The sequence below is a fragment of the Microbacterium sp. LB12 genome (assembly GCF_037150835.1).
In the GTDB taxonomy this organism is placed as follows: Bacteria; Actinomycetota; Actinomycetes; order Actinomycetales; family Microbacteriaceae; genus Microbacterium.
On the sequence record NZ_JBBCPF010000001.1, the window covers coordinates 230,138 to 246,594 of the forward strand.

A 16,457-nucleotide genomic window follows, 5' to 3' on the forward strand; every position below is an offset into this window, starting at 1 on the left:
AGAATTACACGGGTGTTATTCACAGGGGTTAACAACCCTGTTAGCAACTCGGGATCAGGACAAAAGGATCAGTGGCGGGATGAACGCCACCACGACGATCAACAGCACGACGAGCGCGGCGAGCAGGATGATCTGCCACCGACGCTGGTCGCGACGCTTGGTTCGGACGTAGATGAGCGCGACCAGGGCACCCGTGATGGCACCGCCCAGGTGCGCCTGCCAGGAGATCCCTCCGGCGAAGAAGCCGAACGCGAAGTTGATCGCCAGGATCACGAGGATGCCCGTGACGTTGGCACCGATGTGGCGGCCGATGATCAGCAGCGACGCGAGGAGACCGAAGATCGCCCCGGAGGCGCCCACGGTCCAGGAACCCGGCGCGAGGATCGCGACCATCGCCGATCCGCCGAGTCCGCTGATCAGGTAGAGCGCGAGGTACCGGGCGCGGCCGAGCATGGGCTCGAGGCTCTGCCCCAGCATCCACAGCGCGAGCATGTTGAGCGCGAGATGGACGAATCCTCCGTGCACGAAAAGCACCGTGAGGAGACGCCACGGCTCGAACGGCACGGCGAACAGGTTCGGATACAGGTACGGGGCGTAGAACCCGAGAGCCTGGACGATCGGCGCGTTGAAGCCGGGGATCAGCTGCACCAGCCCGATGAAAGAGGTGATCGCGAGCAGCACGTAGGTGACCACGGGCTTGCCGCTGCGGGTCATCGCCATGGTCGCACCACCGCCACCCCAGCGCCGCGCGGCCTTCTTCTGCGCGGGGGTGCGGTTCTTGCGCTCGGCGTTCATGCACTCCGGGCAGATGACGCCGACGGGCGCCTGGGTCTGGCACTCGGGGCAGATGGTGCGCATGCACCGCTGGCAGAGCACGAAGCTCTGCCGATCCGGATGGCGGTAGCAGAAGTTGTCGCGATTGCTCGTGAACTCAGGCGTGGTCATCCGGATCGGCCGCAGCTGTCGTCAGGCCGCGACGATGTCGATCGACTGCAGCACGACCGGCTCGACCGGGCGGTCGCCGGGTCCCGTCTGCACGGCGCCGATCGCGTCGACGACGGCCTTGGAGGCGTCATCGGCGACCTCGCCGAAGATCGTGTGCTTGCCCTGCAGCCACGGCGTCGGGTCGGTGGTGATGAAGAACTGCGAGCCGTTGGTGCCCTCGGGCTTGCCCGTGATGGCGTTGCGACGCAGACCCGCGTTGGCCATGGCGAGGATGTAGGGCTCGTTGAAGTTGAGCTCCATGTTGATCTCGTCGTCGAAGTTGTAACCGGGGCCGCCGACGCCCTGTCCGAGGGGGTCGCCGCCCTGGATCATGAAGTTCGGGATGATGCGGTGGAAGATGACGTCCTTGTAGAGAGGACCCTCGCCCGGCTTGCCGGTGGCGGGATCGGTCCACTCCTGGGTGCCGTCGGCGAGACCGACGAAGTTCTTGACCGTCTTGGGAGCGTGGTCTCCGAAGAGGTTGATGACGATGTCACCGTGGTTGGTGTGCAGGGTTGCGACGTGAGAAGCGTGGGCCATGCCCTCATTCTCGCAGAGCTTCCGGTGAGTTGGCCCGGCGTACATCGGATCGCGGTATGCCGCAAGGGGTGGGCGATTCCCGCCCGGCGTCCAGGCTCTCGTGGCAAGATGGGGAACCCGTACTCCAATGGACAGGAGAGCATCGTGAGCCTCAGCCGCAAGCGGAAGAAGGAACTGCGTCGTCTTCAGAACGACGCGAACCAGCTCTGGGAGAACCAGCAGGTGCTCGTCGGCCACGCCGCCGATGTCGCCCGTGAGGCCGGTCGTCAGCTCGGCAACTTCAATCGTGAGCAGGTCGTGCCCGTCGTTCAGGACACGTACAACCGCCGCGTCGCCCCGGTCGTCGACCGTGGTGTGCAGCTGGGCAAGCATGTCGTCGACGACAAGTTCGTGCCGATCGTCGGCGGAGTCGTCGGATCGGCGCTCACGGCATGGGACCTCGCGAACGCCAAGCGTCACGGCGTCACCGTGCAGGTGCGCAAGGCTGCCGCGCCGCAGAAGTCGGGTCCGGGTCTCGGCTCGGTGATCGCCATCATCCTCGGTGCAGCTGCGGCCGTCGGCGTGCTCTACGCCGCATGGCAGGCGCTGCGCGCGGATGACGAGCTCTGGGTCGCGGACGACCCGCTCGCCGCACCCGACGCGTGAACCTGTCTGATCACGCCTCCGTCGCCCCGGGTGACGGAGGCGTTCAGCATGCACGGGTCCGGGAAGCCGCCGCCGCGCGGGGCCTCGACATCGAGATCCGCGAGCGGCCCGCCGCCGGCAGCCTGTTCGAGGCGGCAGAGCTGCTCGGCATCCCTCCGTCCGGCATCGTCAAGACGCTCGTCGTGAAGCGGTCGGACGACACGTTCCTGTTCGCGCTCGTGCCGGGTGGACGCGCGATCTCCTGGCCCAAGCTGCGCGCTCTCGTCGGCGTCAACAGACTGCGCCTGCCCGAACCCGAGCTGGCCCTCGCGGCGACCGGCTACGAACGCGGCACCATCGTGCCGATCGGCAGCACGACGGACTGGCCGATCTATGCGGACGAGTCGATCATCGGACAGCGCATCGCGATGGGGGCCGGCGCGCACGGCTACAGCCTGTTCGTGAATGCGGACGACCTCATCGCCGCGTACGGCGCCACCGTCGCCGACATCTCCGTGCCCGAGGAGCGCTGAGACCTCCTCCTGCCCAACGCCGTCAGAGGATGCCGGCCATCCGCAGAGCGATGTCGACCAGCTTCACGCGCTGCAGTTCCGCCACGGCCTTGAGCGGGTACCACTCGGCCATGTCGGTCGAACCGTCGGTCTCGAACCGGAGCTTGCCGCCGGTGACCACGGCACGGTAGACGATGCGGAGGGTATGCAGGGGCTCGTCGGCCTTCTGCACGCGCTGTCCCGCGGGGATCACGCGGGAGTGGATGCCGAGCAGCTCGCCGACCTTCACCGTGTAACCGGTCTCCTCGCGGAGCTCGCGGCGCACCGCATCCTCCGGCGACTCTCCCGGTTCGAGACCTCCGCCGGGCATCGTCCAGGCCACGCGGCGCCCCTCTGTCCAGCGCGCCAGCAGCAGTCGTCCGTCGTCATCGGTGACGACCGCATACGCCGCGACACGCAGGTCCATGGCTCACACACTATCCGTCGGCGGGGACGGTGCCCGACCGTGTGTCAGACCACGCGGATCGATCACGAATCGAGAAGCGCATCGCCGCCGGGCATCCGTACGCTGATCTCACCGAAGAGCACGACGAAAGGAACACCATGTCCGAGCAGAACTTCACCGCCGAGGAGCGCGAGGCCATGAAGGACACCGCGAAGGAGCGACGCACAGCGCGCTCCCGAGCCAAGAAATCGCCCGAGAAGGTGCGCGCCGAGGGCGAAGCCGACCTGAAGGCGTCGTTCGAGAAGCTCTCCGACGAGGATCGAGCGATCGCCGAGGGCCTGCACGCACTGGTGTCGGACGTCGCCCCCGAACTCGTGCCCCGCACGTACTACGGCATGCCCGCGTGGGCCAAGGACGGCAAGGTGCTCTGCTTCTTCCAGCCGGCCGGCAAGTTCAAGACCCGCTACGGCACGCTCGGCTTCGAGCAGCCCGCCAACCTCGACGACGGCACACTGTGGCCCACCGCCTACGCGGTGCTCGAGCTCGACGACGCCAACCGGAAGTTCCTCGCCGAACGCATCCGGCAAGCCGTGAGCTGACCCGCACAAATAGAAGGGGGGGCATGGGCGACCGTCCGTGCACCCCCTTCTCGCGCGACCGCGCAGTAGCGTTGTCACCGTGAGCACACTGCCCTTCCCCGCCTCCGTGTACGCCGCGCGCCTCGACCGTGCCGCCGCCCTCGCCGCGAATGCCGGATTCGACGCGATCATCGTCGGCCCCGGTCCCGACCTGCAGTACCTGCTGGGCGTCGAGGGCGACACGATCGAACGCCTCACGGCACTCGTCCTCGGGCCCACCCTCGCGCCCACCGTCGTGGTACCCCGCATGGAGCTCGCGAAGGTGCGCACCACCGCGGTCGGCCCGCTCGGTCTCGCCGTCGCGGACTGGGTCGACGGAGAAGACCCGTACGCACTTGTCGCCGACGCCGTGGGCACCGCCTCCCGCGTCGCGGTCTCCGACGCCCTGCCCGCCCTGCACGTGATCCCGATCGGCGACCGTCTGGGCGTGCGCATCGAACTCGCCACCCCGGTGCTGCGAGAAGGCCGCATGATCAAGGATGCCGAGGAGATCGCCGAGCTCCGCCGGGCAGGCGACGCGATCGACCGGGTGCACCGGCGCGTGCACGAGTGGCTGCGTGCCGGACGCACCGAGCGCGAGGTCGCGGCCGACATCGCCGACGCCATCGTCGCCGAGGGCCACCGCACGGTCGAGTTCGTGATCGTCGGATCGGGTCCGAACGGCGCCGACCCGCACCACGAGGTGTCCGACCGGGTGATCGAAGACGGCGACATCGTCGTGGTCGACATCGGCGGGGCCGTGCCGAGCGGATACAACTCCGACAGCACCAGGACCTACGCGGTCGGCACGCCCGACCCCGAGGCGGCCGCGCGCATCGCGGTGCTCGTGCGGGCGCAGCAGGCGGCGGTGGATGCGGTGCGACCGGGTGCCACCGCGGCCGAGGTCGACGCCGCCGCGCGCACCGTGCTCGCCGACGCGGGCCTGGGCGAGGCGTTCCTGCACCGGACGGGCCACGGCATCGGCGTCTCCGTGCACGAGGAGCCCTACATCGCACCCGGCAACGACCTGGTGCTGCGCGAGGGCATGGCCTTCAGCATCGAACCCGGCATCTACTTCGCAGGCGCCTGGGGCGCTCGCATCGAGGACATCGTGCGCGTCACCGCCGACGGTGGCGAGCGGCTGAACGTCGCCCCGCACGCACTCACGTCGGTCGGCTGACCCGCCTCGCATCATGACGAAGCCGTCCTCCCCGGGGTGGGGAGGACGGCTTCGGGATGGAGTGCGTCGGGGTTACGACTCCACGCGCCGCCGGCGGATCACCAGCACACCACCGGCCGCGAGCAGCAGCAGGAGGACGGCGATGGCCGCGATCGGCACCGCACCACCGGTGCCGGCGAGACCTCCGCCCGCACCCGCCGCCGCCGTGACCGTGAGCGCTCCCTGCGCCGTGAGCCCGGAATCGGCACCGACGGCGATCAGCGTGTGGGCGCCGACCTCCGCGTTCGCGGGGATAGTGACCGTCACGCGGAACGCGCCGTTCCCGTCAGCGACGACATCGGTGAGGTGGATCGGGTCGGAGTGCAGCGTGACCGAGATGGTCTCGCCCGATCCGAACCCGCGGCCGGCCAGCTGCACCGTGCCACCCTGCGACACGGTGCTCGCACCGATCACGAGCTCGGCCTGCAGCACCGGAGTGTCGCGCACGTCGACCGTGAGCGGTGACGACTCCGAGCCGCGGTAGGCCGTCTCATCCGACGGGACGAAGCGCGCCACGTACGTGTGCGTGCCCGACGTGGGGATGGTGACGTCGGCCGTGGCCGTCCCGCCCGTGACCTCTGCGGAGCCGACGATCTCGTCGCCCTCGAAGAAGTCGACCTTGCCGGCGGCGCCCGCGGGCTTCACCGTCGCGATCAGGGGGATCGACTCACCTGCCACCGCATCGTCGGAACCAGCGGCCAGCGTGACCGAGGTCTTGCGCGGCGCCTGCGGGTCGGCCGCGACGAGGACCGACGCCCCGGCCTCGACCTGGGAGACCTCACCGAGCGCGATCACCGGGTGGGAGCCGTCGACGGCATCGACCGGGATGACCAGCTCCGCGTCGATCGCCCCGTTCTGATCGGCCGTCGTCGACACCGGGATCTCGGCATCGATGCGGATCGACACCTTCTCCCCCGGAGCGAAGCCCGTTCCCGTGACGGCCACCGTGTCACCGGGCGCCGCCGTGGCGGTCACCTGGATCTCCGGGGTGTACACAGGCTCGGGCTCGACGACCGCGATCTGCAGCTGCGCGTCGGCAGAGCGCACACCGTCGTCCGCCGTGACCGTCACCGTGTAGGTGCCGGCGGTGGCGTACGTGTGGGTGCCCGTGACCGCTCCGTCGGCGATCGACACCGGCGCGACGGGCGAACCGTCACCCCAGTTCACGACCGCGGACGTCGCACCCTGACCACCGGCGACGGTGGCGATCGATGCTTCGAACTCCTCACCCGCGACCTGCTGGCCGACCGATCCGGCCGTGACGCTCAGCGGGGCGGCTGCCGCACGGTCGCCGTCCGAGGCGATCGCGAAGATGTGCACGCGACCGTCGTTGAGCGATCCCGTCTCCTTCGGCATGGTGAGGGATTCGACGACCTTCGGTGCACCGTTCCCGTCGACCGCGAGATCGATCGGAGCGGTCGCGTAGATCGCCGTGTTCTTCACACTGGACTCGGCCCCGGTGCCGGAGAGACGTCCCTCCGAGATCGTGAGCACCGTATTGCCCTTGTAGGGGTTGCCGGATGCTCCGACCCAGTCGCCGAGGCTGATCGTGACCTGCTGCGTGGAGCCGTCGGTGAAGTGCAGCGTGGCGATCGAGTCGCGGTTGCTCTCCGTGGCGGTTCCGATGAACGCGATCTGCTTGGCTCCGGCGCCCACCGACACCTTGACCGTCTGACCCTCACCGGTGATGTTGTCGGGAGCGCCCGCCGGAATCGCCGGGAGGTCGTAGGTCAGCGTCGAACCGGGGATCGTGAGCGTCTGCCCCTGCACGAAGCCGTCGGCGTTGATCTTGTCGCGGAAGTACCCGTGGCCCTGCGAGTCGCAGTTCGCGGCCGTGACCCCGAAGTCGCCGATGCAGACGTTGTTGAACGCGCCGACGAGGGTCTCGTCGCGGAAGGCGGTCACACTGGCCGTGGCCTGCGCCACCGCGCCGGCGGAGTCCCGCACGGTGACGACGGCCGAGTACGTGCCCGGGGCGGTGAAGGTGTGCGGGGCGCTCACCTTCCATCCGCCGAGGTCATCGCGCGTCAGCTTCACATCGCTCACCGGGACGCCGTCGCCGTAGTCGACCGTGACGGTGTAGCCCGACGCGTCGGTCTCGGTTCCCACCACGGTCGCGAGCGGACCCGTGAACGCGGTGTCGACGGCGACCCGCTGCGGGGCTCCCGCGGCGATCGACAGTCCATCGGCCGCCGAGGCGGAGGCGAACAGCTCGATCTCCGACAGCGCCAGCGTCGCGGCATCCGTCTTCAACGTGAGCTTGACGCTCGTGTAGCCGTCCTGGTTCGCGGCTGTGAACGGACGCGTCTGCGTGTCCCACGAGAACGACTGCGCGGATCGGCTGTCGAGCTCTGTCCAGGTGGTGCCGTCGAGCGACCCTTCCAGCTTCCAGCTCGACGGGGCGTTCGCCTTCGCCGCACTGGTGAGCGTGTATTGGCCGATCGAGACGGGTCCGGACTGCGAGGTCCACACGAGTTCGGCGGTGTCGCCCGAGAACGTGACCTTGGAGTTCATGCTGTCGTCGACGAGCGACCCGACGGGGGTGCCGTCGGACGCCGCCAGGACGCCGCGCCCGACCTTGGTCGCATCCACCAGGGTGGTGGGGACGTCGAGCTTCTCGCCGAGGTCCTTGGCACCCCAGGCGGAAGGCGTCGCGCTCATCGTGAAGTCGAGCGTGCCGCCGTCGCGCACCAGGTCACCGTCGAAGGTGGTCTCGGTGATCGCCGCACCGTTGATGCTGACGCCGGCGACGTACTTGTCACCTGCGGACGCACCCGGGGCGTTGATCACCAGGTCCTTGTCGCCGATCGAGAGCGTCGCGCTGTCGAACAGCGGCGAACCGATCGTGTAGTCACCGGAGCCGACCTCGAGCGGGTAGAAGCCCAGGGCCGAGAACACGTACCAGGCCGAGAACTCGCCGTTGTCCTCATCGCCCGGGTAGCCCTGGCCGATGTCGGAGCCCACGAAGAGACGGTCCTGGATGTCGCGGATCAGCGCTTGCGCTCCCGACGGGTCGCCGGCCTCGGCGAGCACGTAGGGGATGTGATGCGCGATCTGGTTCGACATGCCGAGCATCCCGAGTCGCACGTCGCGCGCCTCGCGGGCCTCGTGGATGCCGGAGTAGTCGGCCTTCTCCCGAGTCGTGAGGAAGTCGTGCATCACGTCGAGGAGTCCCTGGCGTCCGCCGTAGAGCGCGGCGAGGCCGTCGACGTCGTGCGGTGCATGGAACCCGAAGGTCCAGGCACTCGCCTCGGTGAACGCACCGCCCCACGCCTTCTTGTCGAACTCCGCGCCGGACGTCCAGCTGCCATCGGCGTTGCGCGAGGTGAACGTGCCCGCCTCCGGGTTGAACATCTCGACGTAGTGCTCAGCGCGGGCCTCGAAGTAGGTGGCCTCCTCCTTCAGCTGTGCGACGCGATCGGCGGGCGTCTTCGGGTCCTCCGAGAGCGCCTTCGCCATCTCGGCGATACCGAAGTCGTTGATGTAGCCCTCGAGACCCCAGGATGCGCTCTCGTGGGTGGTCTCCTCGGTGTAGCCCAGGAAGATCGACTGTCCGAGACCCTTGCGGCCGACGGCATTGGATGCCGGGAGCACCGTGGCGTTCTTGACTGCGGCGTCGTAGGCCTCGAGTGCGGTGTCGGTGCTGAGCGCACCGGCGAGATACGCCTCGGCGAAGGCGACGTCGGAGCTCGTGCCCGTCATGAGGTCGGCGTAGCCGGGGGAGGACCACCGGGCCACCCACCCGCCGTCGCGGTACTGCTGCACGAAGCCGTCGACGAGCTCTTCGGTCACGTCGGGGTACAACAGCGAGTACAGCGGCCAGGCGGTGCGGTACGTGTCCCAGAAGCCGTTGTTCACATAGACCTTGCCGTCGACGATCTTGGCGTTGGTCTGGGTGTCGCTGGCCTGTCCGGTCGTCGCCGAGACGGGGCTCGCGTACTTGTAGACCGGGTCGGCCTGGGTGCCCGTGTTCTCGAACTGCGAGTTCGGGTACAGGTTCAGTCGGTAGAGGCTCGAGTACAGGGTGACGAGCTGGGTGTCGCTCGCGCCCTTCACATCGTGCACGACCGAGAGACGCTCGTTCCAGGCGTCCTTGACGGCGGCATGCGCCTGATCGAAGGAGACACCCTCCAGCTCGAAGGCGTGGTTCTTCTTCGCCTGGTCCTGCGAGATGAACGATGACGACAGGCGCAGCTCGACCGTGCGGTCGGTGGTCGTGTCGAACGCCGCGTAGCGTGCGGTGCCGTTGCGGTCGCCGACGGTGGTGGCGCCCGCGGTCGCGGGAGCGCGGTCGAACGTGCCGTAGACGAACATGCGCGTGCGTCCCGGCCATCCGGATCCGCCGTCCACCCAGCCGCTGACCGTGTCGCCCGAGATCGTCAGCTTGGACGAGTTGACGAGCTGGTCGATCAGGATGGAGCTGGCGTCTCCCGTGAACTCGAACCGGTAGATCGCGCCGTGGTCGGTCGCGGTCACCTCGGTGCGGATGCCGTTGTCGAACGTGACGTCGTAGATGTCGGGCCGTGCGATCTCGTTCTCGTGCGAGAACGTGAGCTTGCGGTCGTTCAGGTTCGAGGTCGGGTTCGAGGTGGCCGCGGGGAGCACGGCGAGCTGGTTGCGGTCGCCCATCCAGATGCTCGGCTGGTGCGAGAAGCCGATGCCGTTGAGTCCGATCTTGTTCTGCGCGTTGTTGGCGCGCTGGTACTGGTAGATCGTCCCGGTGTTGTCGGCGTTGGTCATCGGGGTGATGAAGTTGAACCCGTTGGGCCAGGCCGTGGCGGGCAGGTTGTTGCCGCGCGAGAAGCCGCCGGTGGAGTTGGTTCCGCGGCGGGTGTCGACGTACGACACGAGGCCGTCGGTGGTGTCGCGCTCGGTCGCGGTGCCGATCTCCACGTCATCCAGCCAGCCCGAGAACGAGGTGGCGTCGGTGGGAACCTCGATGCCCTTCAGGTCGGTGCCCGGGTGGTCGTACGTGAAGAGGATGTCGTCGATCGTGCGTCCTTCGAACTGGCCGAGGTCGACGGTCACCCTGTTCCACTGATTCGGCCACAGCGCGTTGGACTGCCCCTGCGCGCGGGCGTTCGCGGCGTATCCGTAGGTGTCGACCGCGCCGCTCGTGGACAGGGTGGTGCCGTCGTCGAACGCGAGGTCGACGGCCACGAACGTCGCGGCGTACGTCTGCTCGCCGTCGAGCACCGGGAACACGAGGTACGACAGCTCGCTGTCCTTCTCGACGGTGACGTCGACATCGGTGTACAGCGTCGTGGTCGACGATGCCGGGCCGGCGGCGAGGTGGCGGCCGGAGTACTGCAGCGCCTTGGTGCCCGTGAAGCCGACGCCGGTCTTGGCGGTGTCGGATGCCGTGGGGCCGTTGCCGATGGCGAGACGCAGGTCGTCGGCGACGGGGGTGCCGTCGCTCACGGTGATGGGCTCGAAGTCGGCGAGCTGGACGATGCCGGTGTTCGCGGTGCGGGTCTCGAGCACGTCGAGGCGGTAGTAGAGGTACGGGTCGCTCGGCGCGGCGAGCTCGAACGTGCGGGTCTGGCCGCGACCGGTGAACATCTCACCGGAGCGCTCATCGATCGTGGTCCAGTCGGTGCCGTTGTTGGAGCCCTGGACGCGGAAGTTCTTGGGGTCTCGCGCCTCGGCGTCGCCACCGGAGGTGAGCGTGTACTTCGCCATCGGCTGCGCGGCCGTGAGCTGGTACTGGATCCAGCCGGTGCGTGCGAAGGCGAGCCACTTGGTCGACGCGTTGGCGTCCGCGGCGAAGGCCGCTGCCTCGTTGGGGGTGTTCTGTGCCGATGCCGTCACACCGTTCGGCGCGATGGCCGGGAGCATGCTGCCCGGCACGAACCGACTGCCGGTCACGTTGATGGGCTTCCCCGTCCCCGCGAGCACGGGTGCCGGATCGGCGGATTCGAAGGACGACGCGAACGTCCCGCCCCCCGCTGCCGATGCCGTCATCGGCGTCAGCATCGCGGCGGTCACGGTCAGGGCCGCGCCGGCGGCCGCCCAGATGCGACGTACGGGTCTTTCGTTCCTCGGACGGGGAACCGTCATGATGTGCTCCTCAACTCCACCACTGCGTGTCGTCTGCCGGTCGCAGGTCCGGGTGTGGCCTGCTCGGCGATATGACATCGCTGTCATATGCTGAGGAACCTACCACAGCCGAAGCGATGGGTGGAAGATGCGACCGACATCGACCCACGCGACATAATGAGCAGATCCGTCGGAGCGCAACAGGGAACACGATGACATCAGCAGACGATGGGGCAGCGCCCCGTCCCACCCTCGCGCAGGTCGCCGCTCGCGCCGGAGTCAGCCTCAAGACCGCATCGCGCGCGCTCGGCGGCGAGTCGTATGTGAGCGAGAAGACGCTCCACAGCGTGCTCGCCGCGGCGGCCGAGCTCGACTACCAGCGCAATGCGGCGGCCAGCCTTCTGGCCTCCGGACGCCTCGCCGACTCGCTCGGCCTGATCACGGGGGACTTCACCAACCCGTTCTACTCGGCCCTCGCCCAAGCCGTCGAAGACGAGATCCGACCGCGCGGCATGCACCTGTCCGTCGCGAACTCACGCGAATCGGCCGAGCAGGAACAGCGCGTGGCCCTCGACCTCGCCCATCGTCAGACGAAGGCCGTCATCACCGTGTCGGCCATGGTCGACCACCGCGAGTACGCGCAGTTGCAGGCCCGCGGTATCCCCGTGGTCTTCGTCGATCGCCCGGCCGAGAACCTCGCCGCCGACTCGGTGGTGTTCGACAACCGTGTCGGCGGCCGGCTGGTCGCCCAGCATCTGCTCGACCGCGGCCACCGTCGCATCGCGTTCATCGGTGACTACGCCTGGCTGCCCACCTATCGCCAACGTCTCGCGGGCATGGGCGATGTGCTCGACGGCTCCGACGCGCACTGGCGGGAGCTGTTGCGCCCCGATGCGCACGACGTCGCCTCCGCACGCGCCCACGTGCGCGAGCTCCTGGCACTCGACGAGCCGCCCACGGCGATCGTCGCCGGCAACAACCGGGTGCTGCTGGGGGTCATGGAGGAGATCGCCGAGCTCGAGGCGCCCCCCGCCGTGATCGGCTTCGACGATCCGGAGTGGGCACGGGTCCTGGGTGTCAGCGTGGTGGCGGGGGAGGTCGAGGAGCTGGGCCGCATCGCCGCCCGGCTCGCCGTGGCACGCCTCGCCGATCGCACCCGCGAACCCGAGAGCGTGGTCGTGCCGATGCGCCTGATCGCCCGCCGGTCGACGGCACGGCGCTGACCGTCGGAGGCCTGCGGGAGCATCGGCCCATGCGCCGCCGCCGGTCGCTACGCTCAGGGCATGACGACGATCGCACCGCTCACCCCCGCGGACCACGCCGAATGGCTCTCCCTCTGGAACGGCTATCTCACCTTCTACGAGGAAGATCTGGACGACGCGACCACGGCGACGACGTTCGACCGGATCGTGCGACCGGACTCCGGTGTGCACGGGGCGATCGCCCGCGATGAGGACGGCACGGCGGTGGGCATCGTGCACTGGCTGACGCATCCGTCGACCTGGGCCACCACGGATTACACCTACCTGGAGGATCTGTTCGTCGCCCCCGGTGTGCGCGGCGGGGGTGTCGGGCGAGCACTCATCGCGCACGTCCGGGCGTGGGCCGAGCAGCACGGATCGGCGAAGGTCTACTGGCTCACGGCGGAGTCGAACGCGACCGCGCGCGTGCTCTACGACCGGGTCGCGTCACGCTCGGGCATGATCCACTACGAGATCGACCTCGACTGAGACCGCAGCGGACACGACGACGGCGGCGGACGCAGTGCGCGTCCGCCGCCGTCGTGCGATCCGGTCAGGTCAGCGCTGCGCGCCCTCCAGCTCGTCGTCGGCGATGACGGCCGACTCCTCTTCGCGGAAGTCGACCACCGGGGGCTTGCGACGGAATCCGCCGGTGATCACGGCGAGCAGCACGATGCCCACGACCACCCAGATCGCACCGGCGATGAGCGTGGTCGACGAGAGGCTCGTCCACAGCCAGATCGTCATCGCGAGGCCGATCAGCGGTGCGACGAGGTAGGCGAGCACCGCCTTGGCGCCGCGCTTCCTGCGGTCGATCCAGTAGAGCTTCACGACCGCGGCATTGACGAAGCCGAACGCGACGAGCGCTCCGAAGCTGATCACCGAGGCGACGATGTCCAGCGGCAGGAACAGGGCGCCGAACGCACCGATGAGGCCCACGATGATGATCGCGATGAACGGGGTGCGGAAGCGCGGGTGGATGCGGCCGAACACCACTCGGGGGAGCTGTCCGTCCCGGCCCATCGCGAACAGGATGCGCGAGACAGACGCCTGCGAGGTGATGCCCGAGGCGAAGGATCCGGCGACGTAGGCGGCGGTGAAGAAGGTGAACAGCGCGGTGCCGCCGATGCGGAGCATGATGTCCTTCGCCGCGGAGTCGACGTTCTCGAAGTTCGCGAAGTCGGGGAACACCAGCGATGCCACCCAGGCGGTGACGATGAAGATGAGCCCGCCGATGACCGTGGTGAGGATGATCGCGCGGGGGATCGATCGCGTGGCGTCCTTTGCCTCCTCGGACAGCGTCGAGACGGCGTCGAAGCCGAGGAAGGCGAGGGCGAGCATGGCCGAGCCCGCGACGATCAGTCCCGGGTTGAGACCGGGCTCGAAGAACGGCTTGATCAGGTCGACCGGGTCGGCGGCGCCCGAGAGGTAGGCGATGGACGTGCCCACGAAGACCACGACGAACACGATCTGCACGCCGATGAGGGCGACGTTCACGCTCGAGACCAGGGTGATGCCGATCACGTTCAGCGCGGTCACCAGCAGCATCGAGCCGACGACCCATACCCACAGCGGGATCGCGGGGAAGGCGGCGTTGAGGTACGTGCCGATCATGAGGTAGTTCAGCAGCGGCAGCACGAGGTAGTCCAGCAGCAGGGTCCAGCCGGTGAGGAAGCCGAGGTGTCGGCCGAACGTGCGCTGCGTGAAGGTGTAGGCGGAGCCGGCCGAGGGGTAGGCGCGGGTCATGTTCGCGTAGCTGTAGGCGGTGAACAGCATCGCGATGGTGGTGACCAGGTACGCGCCGGCGATGTGGCCGTCGGTCGTCTCGGTGACGATGCCGTAGGTGGTGAAGACGGCGAGCGGCAGCATGTAGGCGAGGCCGAACAGCACCAGGCTCGGGGTGCCGAGTTTGCGAGAGAAGGCGCCGCCGACAGGGGGCGTTGATGCGGGCGCGGACATGATCCTCCTGGAGTTCTGAGCACAGCTTTGTGCTCACGCGGCGAAGGCGCCGCGTGAGTGCGGACTCGGGATCCGCAGCACCGGGAAAGCGCTATCCGAACCATACACCTCGATCCGGATTGTGCAAGGAGTCGTTCGAGACGAGATCCTGAACTCATGTCGGTCGGGATCCGCCCGACATCAAAATCGACAGACGTGGGAAAGCGCTATCCGGTATATGGTAGTGGCGTCATCACACGCCAAACGAAGGAGTTCACCGGTGAACACGTCGTACACCGCCAAGGTCGCCCAACAGTTCCGGAACCCTCGTCTCTCCGCCGCGCTCGCGTCACCGCAGCCGGCCGAGATCGAGGCGAACGTCGAGCTGCTCCGGGGCGCCGGCCTGCTCGGTGACGCCGTGCACGTCGCCTACTTCGGACTGTGGGAGCCCGACAAGCGCGAACTGCTCGCCTCGCTCGACGGCGACACCGCGTTCCCCCGCCGGTTCCGCACCATGCTCGTCGACACCCGCACGGGTGTGGAGCAGGACGTCGTCACCGATGTCGCCGCCGGCGAGGTCGTGTCCGTGCACACGCTCGACGTCGCGACGGAAGGACGCCTCCCCGTGCTGCTGTCCGAGATGATCATGGTCGAGGAGATCGTCCACGCCGACGAGCGCTGGCGCGAGGCCATGCGCCGCCGTGGCCTCACCGACCTGACCCAGCTGCGCGTGAACCCGCTGTCCGCCGGCGTGGATCTCACTCCCGACGAGGCGGGCCGACGCCTGCAGCGCTGCTTCACGTTCGTGCAGAAGACTCCCGACGACCTGCCGTGGGCGCACCCGGTCGACGGCGTCACGGTCGTGGTCGACGTGATCACCCGCGAGGTCATCGAGGTCATCGACCACGTCGAGATCGCGGTGCCCCAGGAAGACGGCAACTTCCACCTCGACTCGTTCCTCCCCGCGCCGCGTGAGGGCTTCAAGCCGATCGAGATCGTGCAGAAGCAGGGGCCCAGCTTCACCGTCGACCCCGACACCAACGTGATCGAGTGGCTCGGCTGGAAGTTCCAGATCAGCTTCGACGCCCGCGAGGGTCTGGTGCTGCGCAACGTCACCCTCAGCGACCGTGGTGAGGACCGTTCGGTGCTGTACCGCGGATCCATCTCCGAGATGGTCGTGCCCTACGGCGACCCGAGCGCCCAGCGCTCGTTCCAGAACTTCTTCGACGGCGGCGAGTTCCTGCTCGGACAGTGCGCCAACGCCCTCGAGCTGGGCTGCGACTGCCTCGGCGAGATCACCTACCTCGACGCCCACTTCCTCAGCGAGAAGGGGCAGGTCGTGCGCATCCCGCAGGCCATCTGCATTCACGAGGAAGACGACGGCGTGCTGTGGAAGCACACCTCGAACTACACCCGCAGCACCGCCGTGCGCCGCAACCGCAAGCTCGTGGTCAGCTTCTTCGTCACGGTCGGCAACTACGACTACGGCTTCTACTGGTACTTCGGCCTCGACGGCTCGATCTCGCTCGAGGTCAAGGCCACCGGCGTGGTGTTCACCTCGGCCCTGCCGGTGACCGACGGCTCGTACCCGTGGGCGACGCAGATGACCAAGGACCTCGGCGCTCCGAACCACCAGCACCTGTGGACCATCCGCCTCGACATGGCGCTCGACGGTCACACCGGGGCCGTCGACGAGCTCCAGGCCGTGCGCCCGGAGCCGAGCGAGCGTGATCCGCTGGGCATCGGTCTCACCCAGTCGTCCGTGCGGTTGCGCACCGAGAGCGAAGGCGGACGCATGGCCGACAACGCGGTCGGCCGTGTGTGGAAGGTGTCGGGCACCGAGCGCAAGAACGCCATGGGGCACGACACCGCCTACGTGCTGTTCCCGGAGGGTGCGCCCATGCTGCTCGCGCACCCGAGTTCGCCGATCTACGCCAGAGCGACAGCATCGACCAAGCACCTCTGGGTCACCGCCTACGACCGCAGCGAGCTGTACCCGACGGGCGACTACGTGAACCAGAACCCCGGTGGGGCGGGGATGCCCGCGTGGATCCAGCAGGACCGCGACATCGACGGGACCGACATCGTGCTGTGGCACACCTTCGGCCTCACCCACTTCCCGCGCCCCGAGGACTGGCCGATCATGCCCGTCGACACCGCCGGGTTCACGATGAAGCCGCACGGTTTCTTCGACGTCGACCCCACTCTCGACGTGCCGAACACCCCGAAGAGCGACCACTGCGCCACCGAGACCGGCGGCGTCTGCGCGTGCGAGCACTGACGCGCGGATCAGACAAG

The 16,457-nt window shown here is 68.4% G+C and carries 12 protein-coding genes; 7 read left to right on the top strand and 5 right to left on the bottom strand.

The genetic code is table 11. From position 1 onward, the window contains the following. Nucleotides 1–54 precede the first annotated feature (54 nt). A complete protein-coding gene (locus tag WFM69_RS01120; protein ID WP_337000800.1) occupies nt 55–945 on the bottom strand; it encodes a rhomboid family intramembrane serine protease in 891 nt (296 codons plus the stop codon). A 21-nt stretch (nt 946–966) separates the two neighbouring features. Beyond that, complete coding sequence (locus tag WFM69_RS01125) at nt 967–1,524, bottom strand: peptidylprolyl isomerase (RefSeq protein WP_047519733.1); 558 nt, start codon at nt 1,522–1,524, stop codon at nt 967–969. A gap of 144 nt (nt 1,525–1,668) precedes the next feature. On the opposite strand from WFM69_RS01125, the gene WFM69_RS01130 reads away from it, so the two are divergent. Both WFM69_RS01130 and WFM69_RS01135 read left to right on the top strand, forming a co-directional pair. Continuing rightward, nucleotides 1,669–2,169: a DNA helicase gene (locus WFM69_RS01130; protein ID WP_337000806.1), complete on the top strand. Its 501-nt coding sequence runs from the start codon at nt 1,669–1,671 to the stop codon at nt 2,167–2,169. Continuing rightward, complete coding sequence (locus WFM69_RS01135) at nt 2,166–2,681, top strand: aminoacyl-tRNA deacylase (RefSeq protein WP_442928381.1); 516 nt, start codon at nt 2,166–2,168, stop codon at nt 2,679–2,681. Before WFM69_RS01130 ends, WFM69_RS01135 begins: the two co-directional genes overlap by 4 nt. A 22-nt stretch (nt 2,682–2,703) precedes the next feature. Here WFM69_RS01135 and WFM69_RS01140 read toward each other — a convergent pair whose 3' ends face one another. Continuing rightward, the gene (locus WFM69_RS01140; RefSeq protein ID WP_337000808.1) at nt 2,704–3,126 is read right to left on the bottom strand and encodes an NUDIX hydrolase; all 423 of its coding nucleotides are present in this window, start codon (nt 3,124–3,126) and stop codon (nt 2,704–2,706) included. Between the two features lie 137 nt (nt 3,127–3,263). Between WFM69_RS01140 and WFM69_RS01145 the strand changes: the two genes are divergently transcribed. Continuing rightward, nucleotides 3,264–3,704, top strand: a complete 441-nt coding sequence (locus tag WFM69_RS01145) for a hypothetical protein (RefSeq protein ID WP_337000810.1) — start codon at nt 3,264–3,266, stop codon at nt 3,702–3,704. Nucleotides 3,705–3,783: 79 nt separating this feature from the next. After that, a complete protein-coding gene (locus WFM69_RS01150) occupies nt 3,784–4,902 on the top strand; it encodes a M24 family metallopeptidase (RefSeq protein ID WP_337000813.1) in 1,119 nt (372 codons plus the stop codon). A 72-nt stretch (nt 4,903–4,974) separates the two neighbouring features. On the opposite strand, the gene WFM69_RS01155 is transcribed toward WFM69_RS01150, so the two are convergent. Next, nucleotides 4,975–11,001 (bottom strand): GH92 family glycosyl hydrolase, encoded by a 6,027-nt coding sequence (locus tag WFM69_RS01155; protein WP_337000815.1) that lies wholly within the window; start codon nt 10,999–11,001, stop codon nt 4,975–4,977. A gap of 191 nt (nt 11,002–11,192) precedes the next feature. Between WFM69_RS01155 and WFM69_RS01160 the strand changes: the two genes are divergently transcribed. Next, entirely contained in the window at nt 11,193–12,203 is a 1,011-nt protein-coding gene (locus tag WFM69_RS01160) for a LacI family DNA-binding transcriptional regulator (RefSeq protein WP_337000817.1), read from the top strand. Nucleotides 12,204–12,263: 60 nt separating this feature from the next. Next, the gene (locus WFM69_RS01165) at nt 12,264–12,710 is read left to right on the top strand and encodes a GNAT family N-acetyltransferase (RefSeq protein WP_337000819.1); all 447 of its coding nucleotides are present in this window, start codon (nt 12,264–12,266) and stop codon (nt 12,708–12,710) included. A gap of 69 nt (nt 12,711–12,779) precedes the next feature. Here the strand turns inward: WFM69_RS01165 and WFM69_RS01170 are convergent, their stop codons facing one another. Next, nucleotides 12,780–14,180: an APC family permease gene (locus WFM69_RS01170; RefSeq protein WP_337000821.1), complete on the bottom strand. Its 1,401-nt coding sequence runs from the start codon at nt 14,178–14,180 to the stop codon at nt 12,780–12,782. A gap of 259 nt (nt 14,181–14,439) precedes the next feature. Between WFM69_RS01170 and WFM69_RS01175 the strand changes: the two genes are divergently transcribed. After that, nucleotides 14,440–16,440 carry a primary-amine oxidase gene (locus WFM69_RS01175; RefSeq protein ID WP_337000823.1) on the top strand — a complete coding sequence of 667 codons (2,001 nt, stop codon included), beginning with the start codon at nt 14,440–14,442 and terminating at the stop codon, nt 16,438–16,440. The last annotated feature ends 17 nt before the right edge of the window (nt 16,441–16,457 follow it).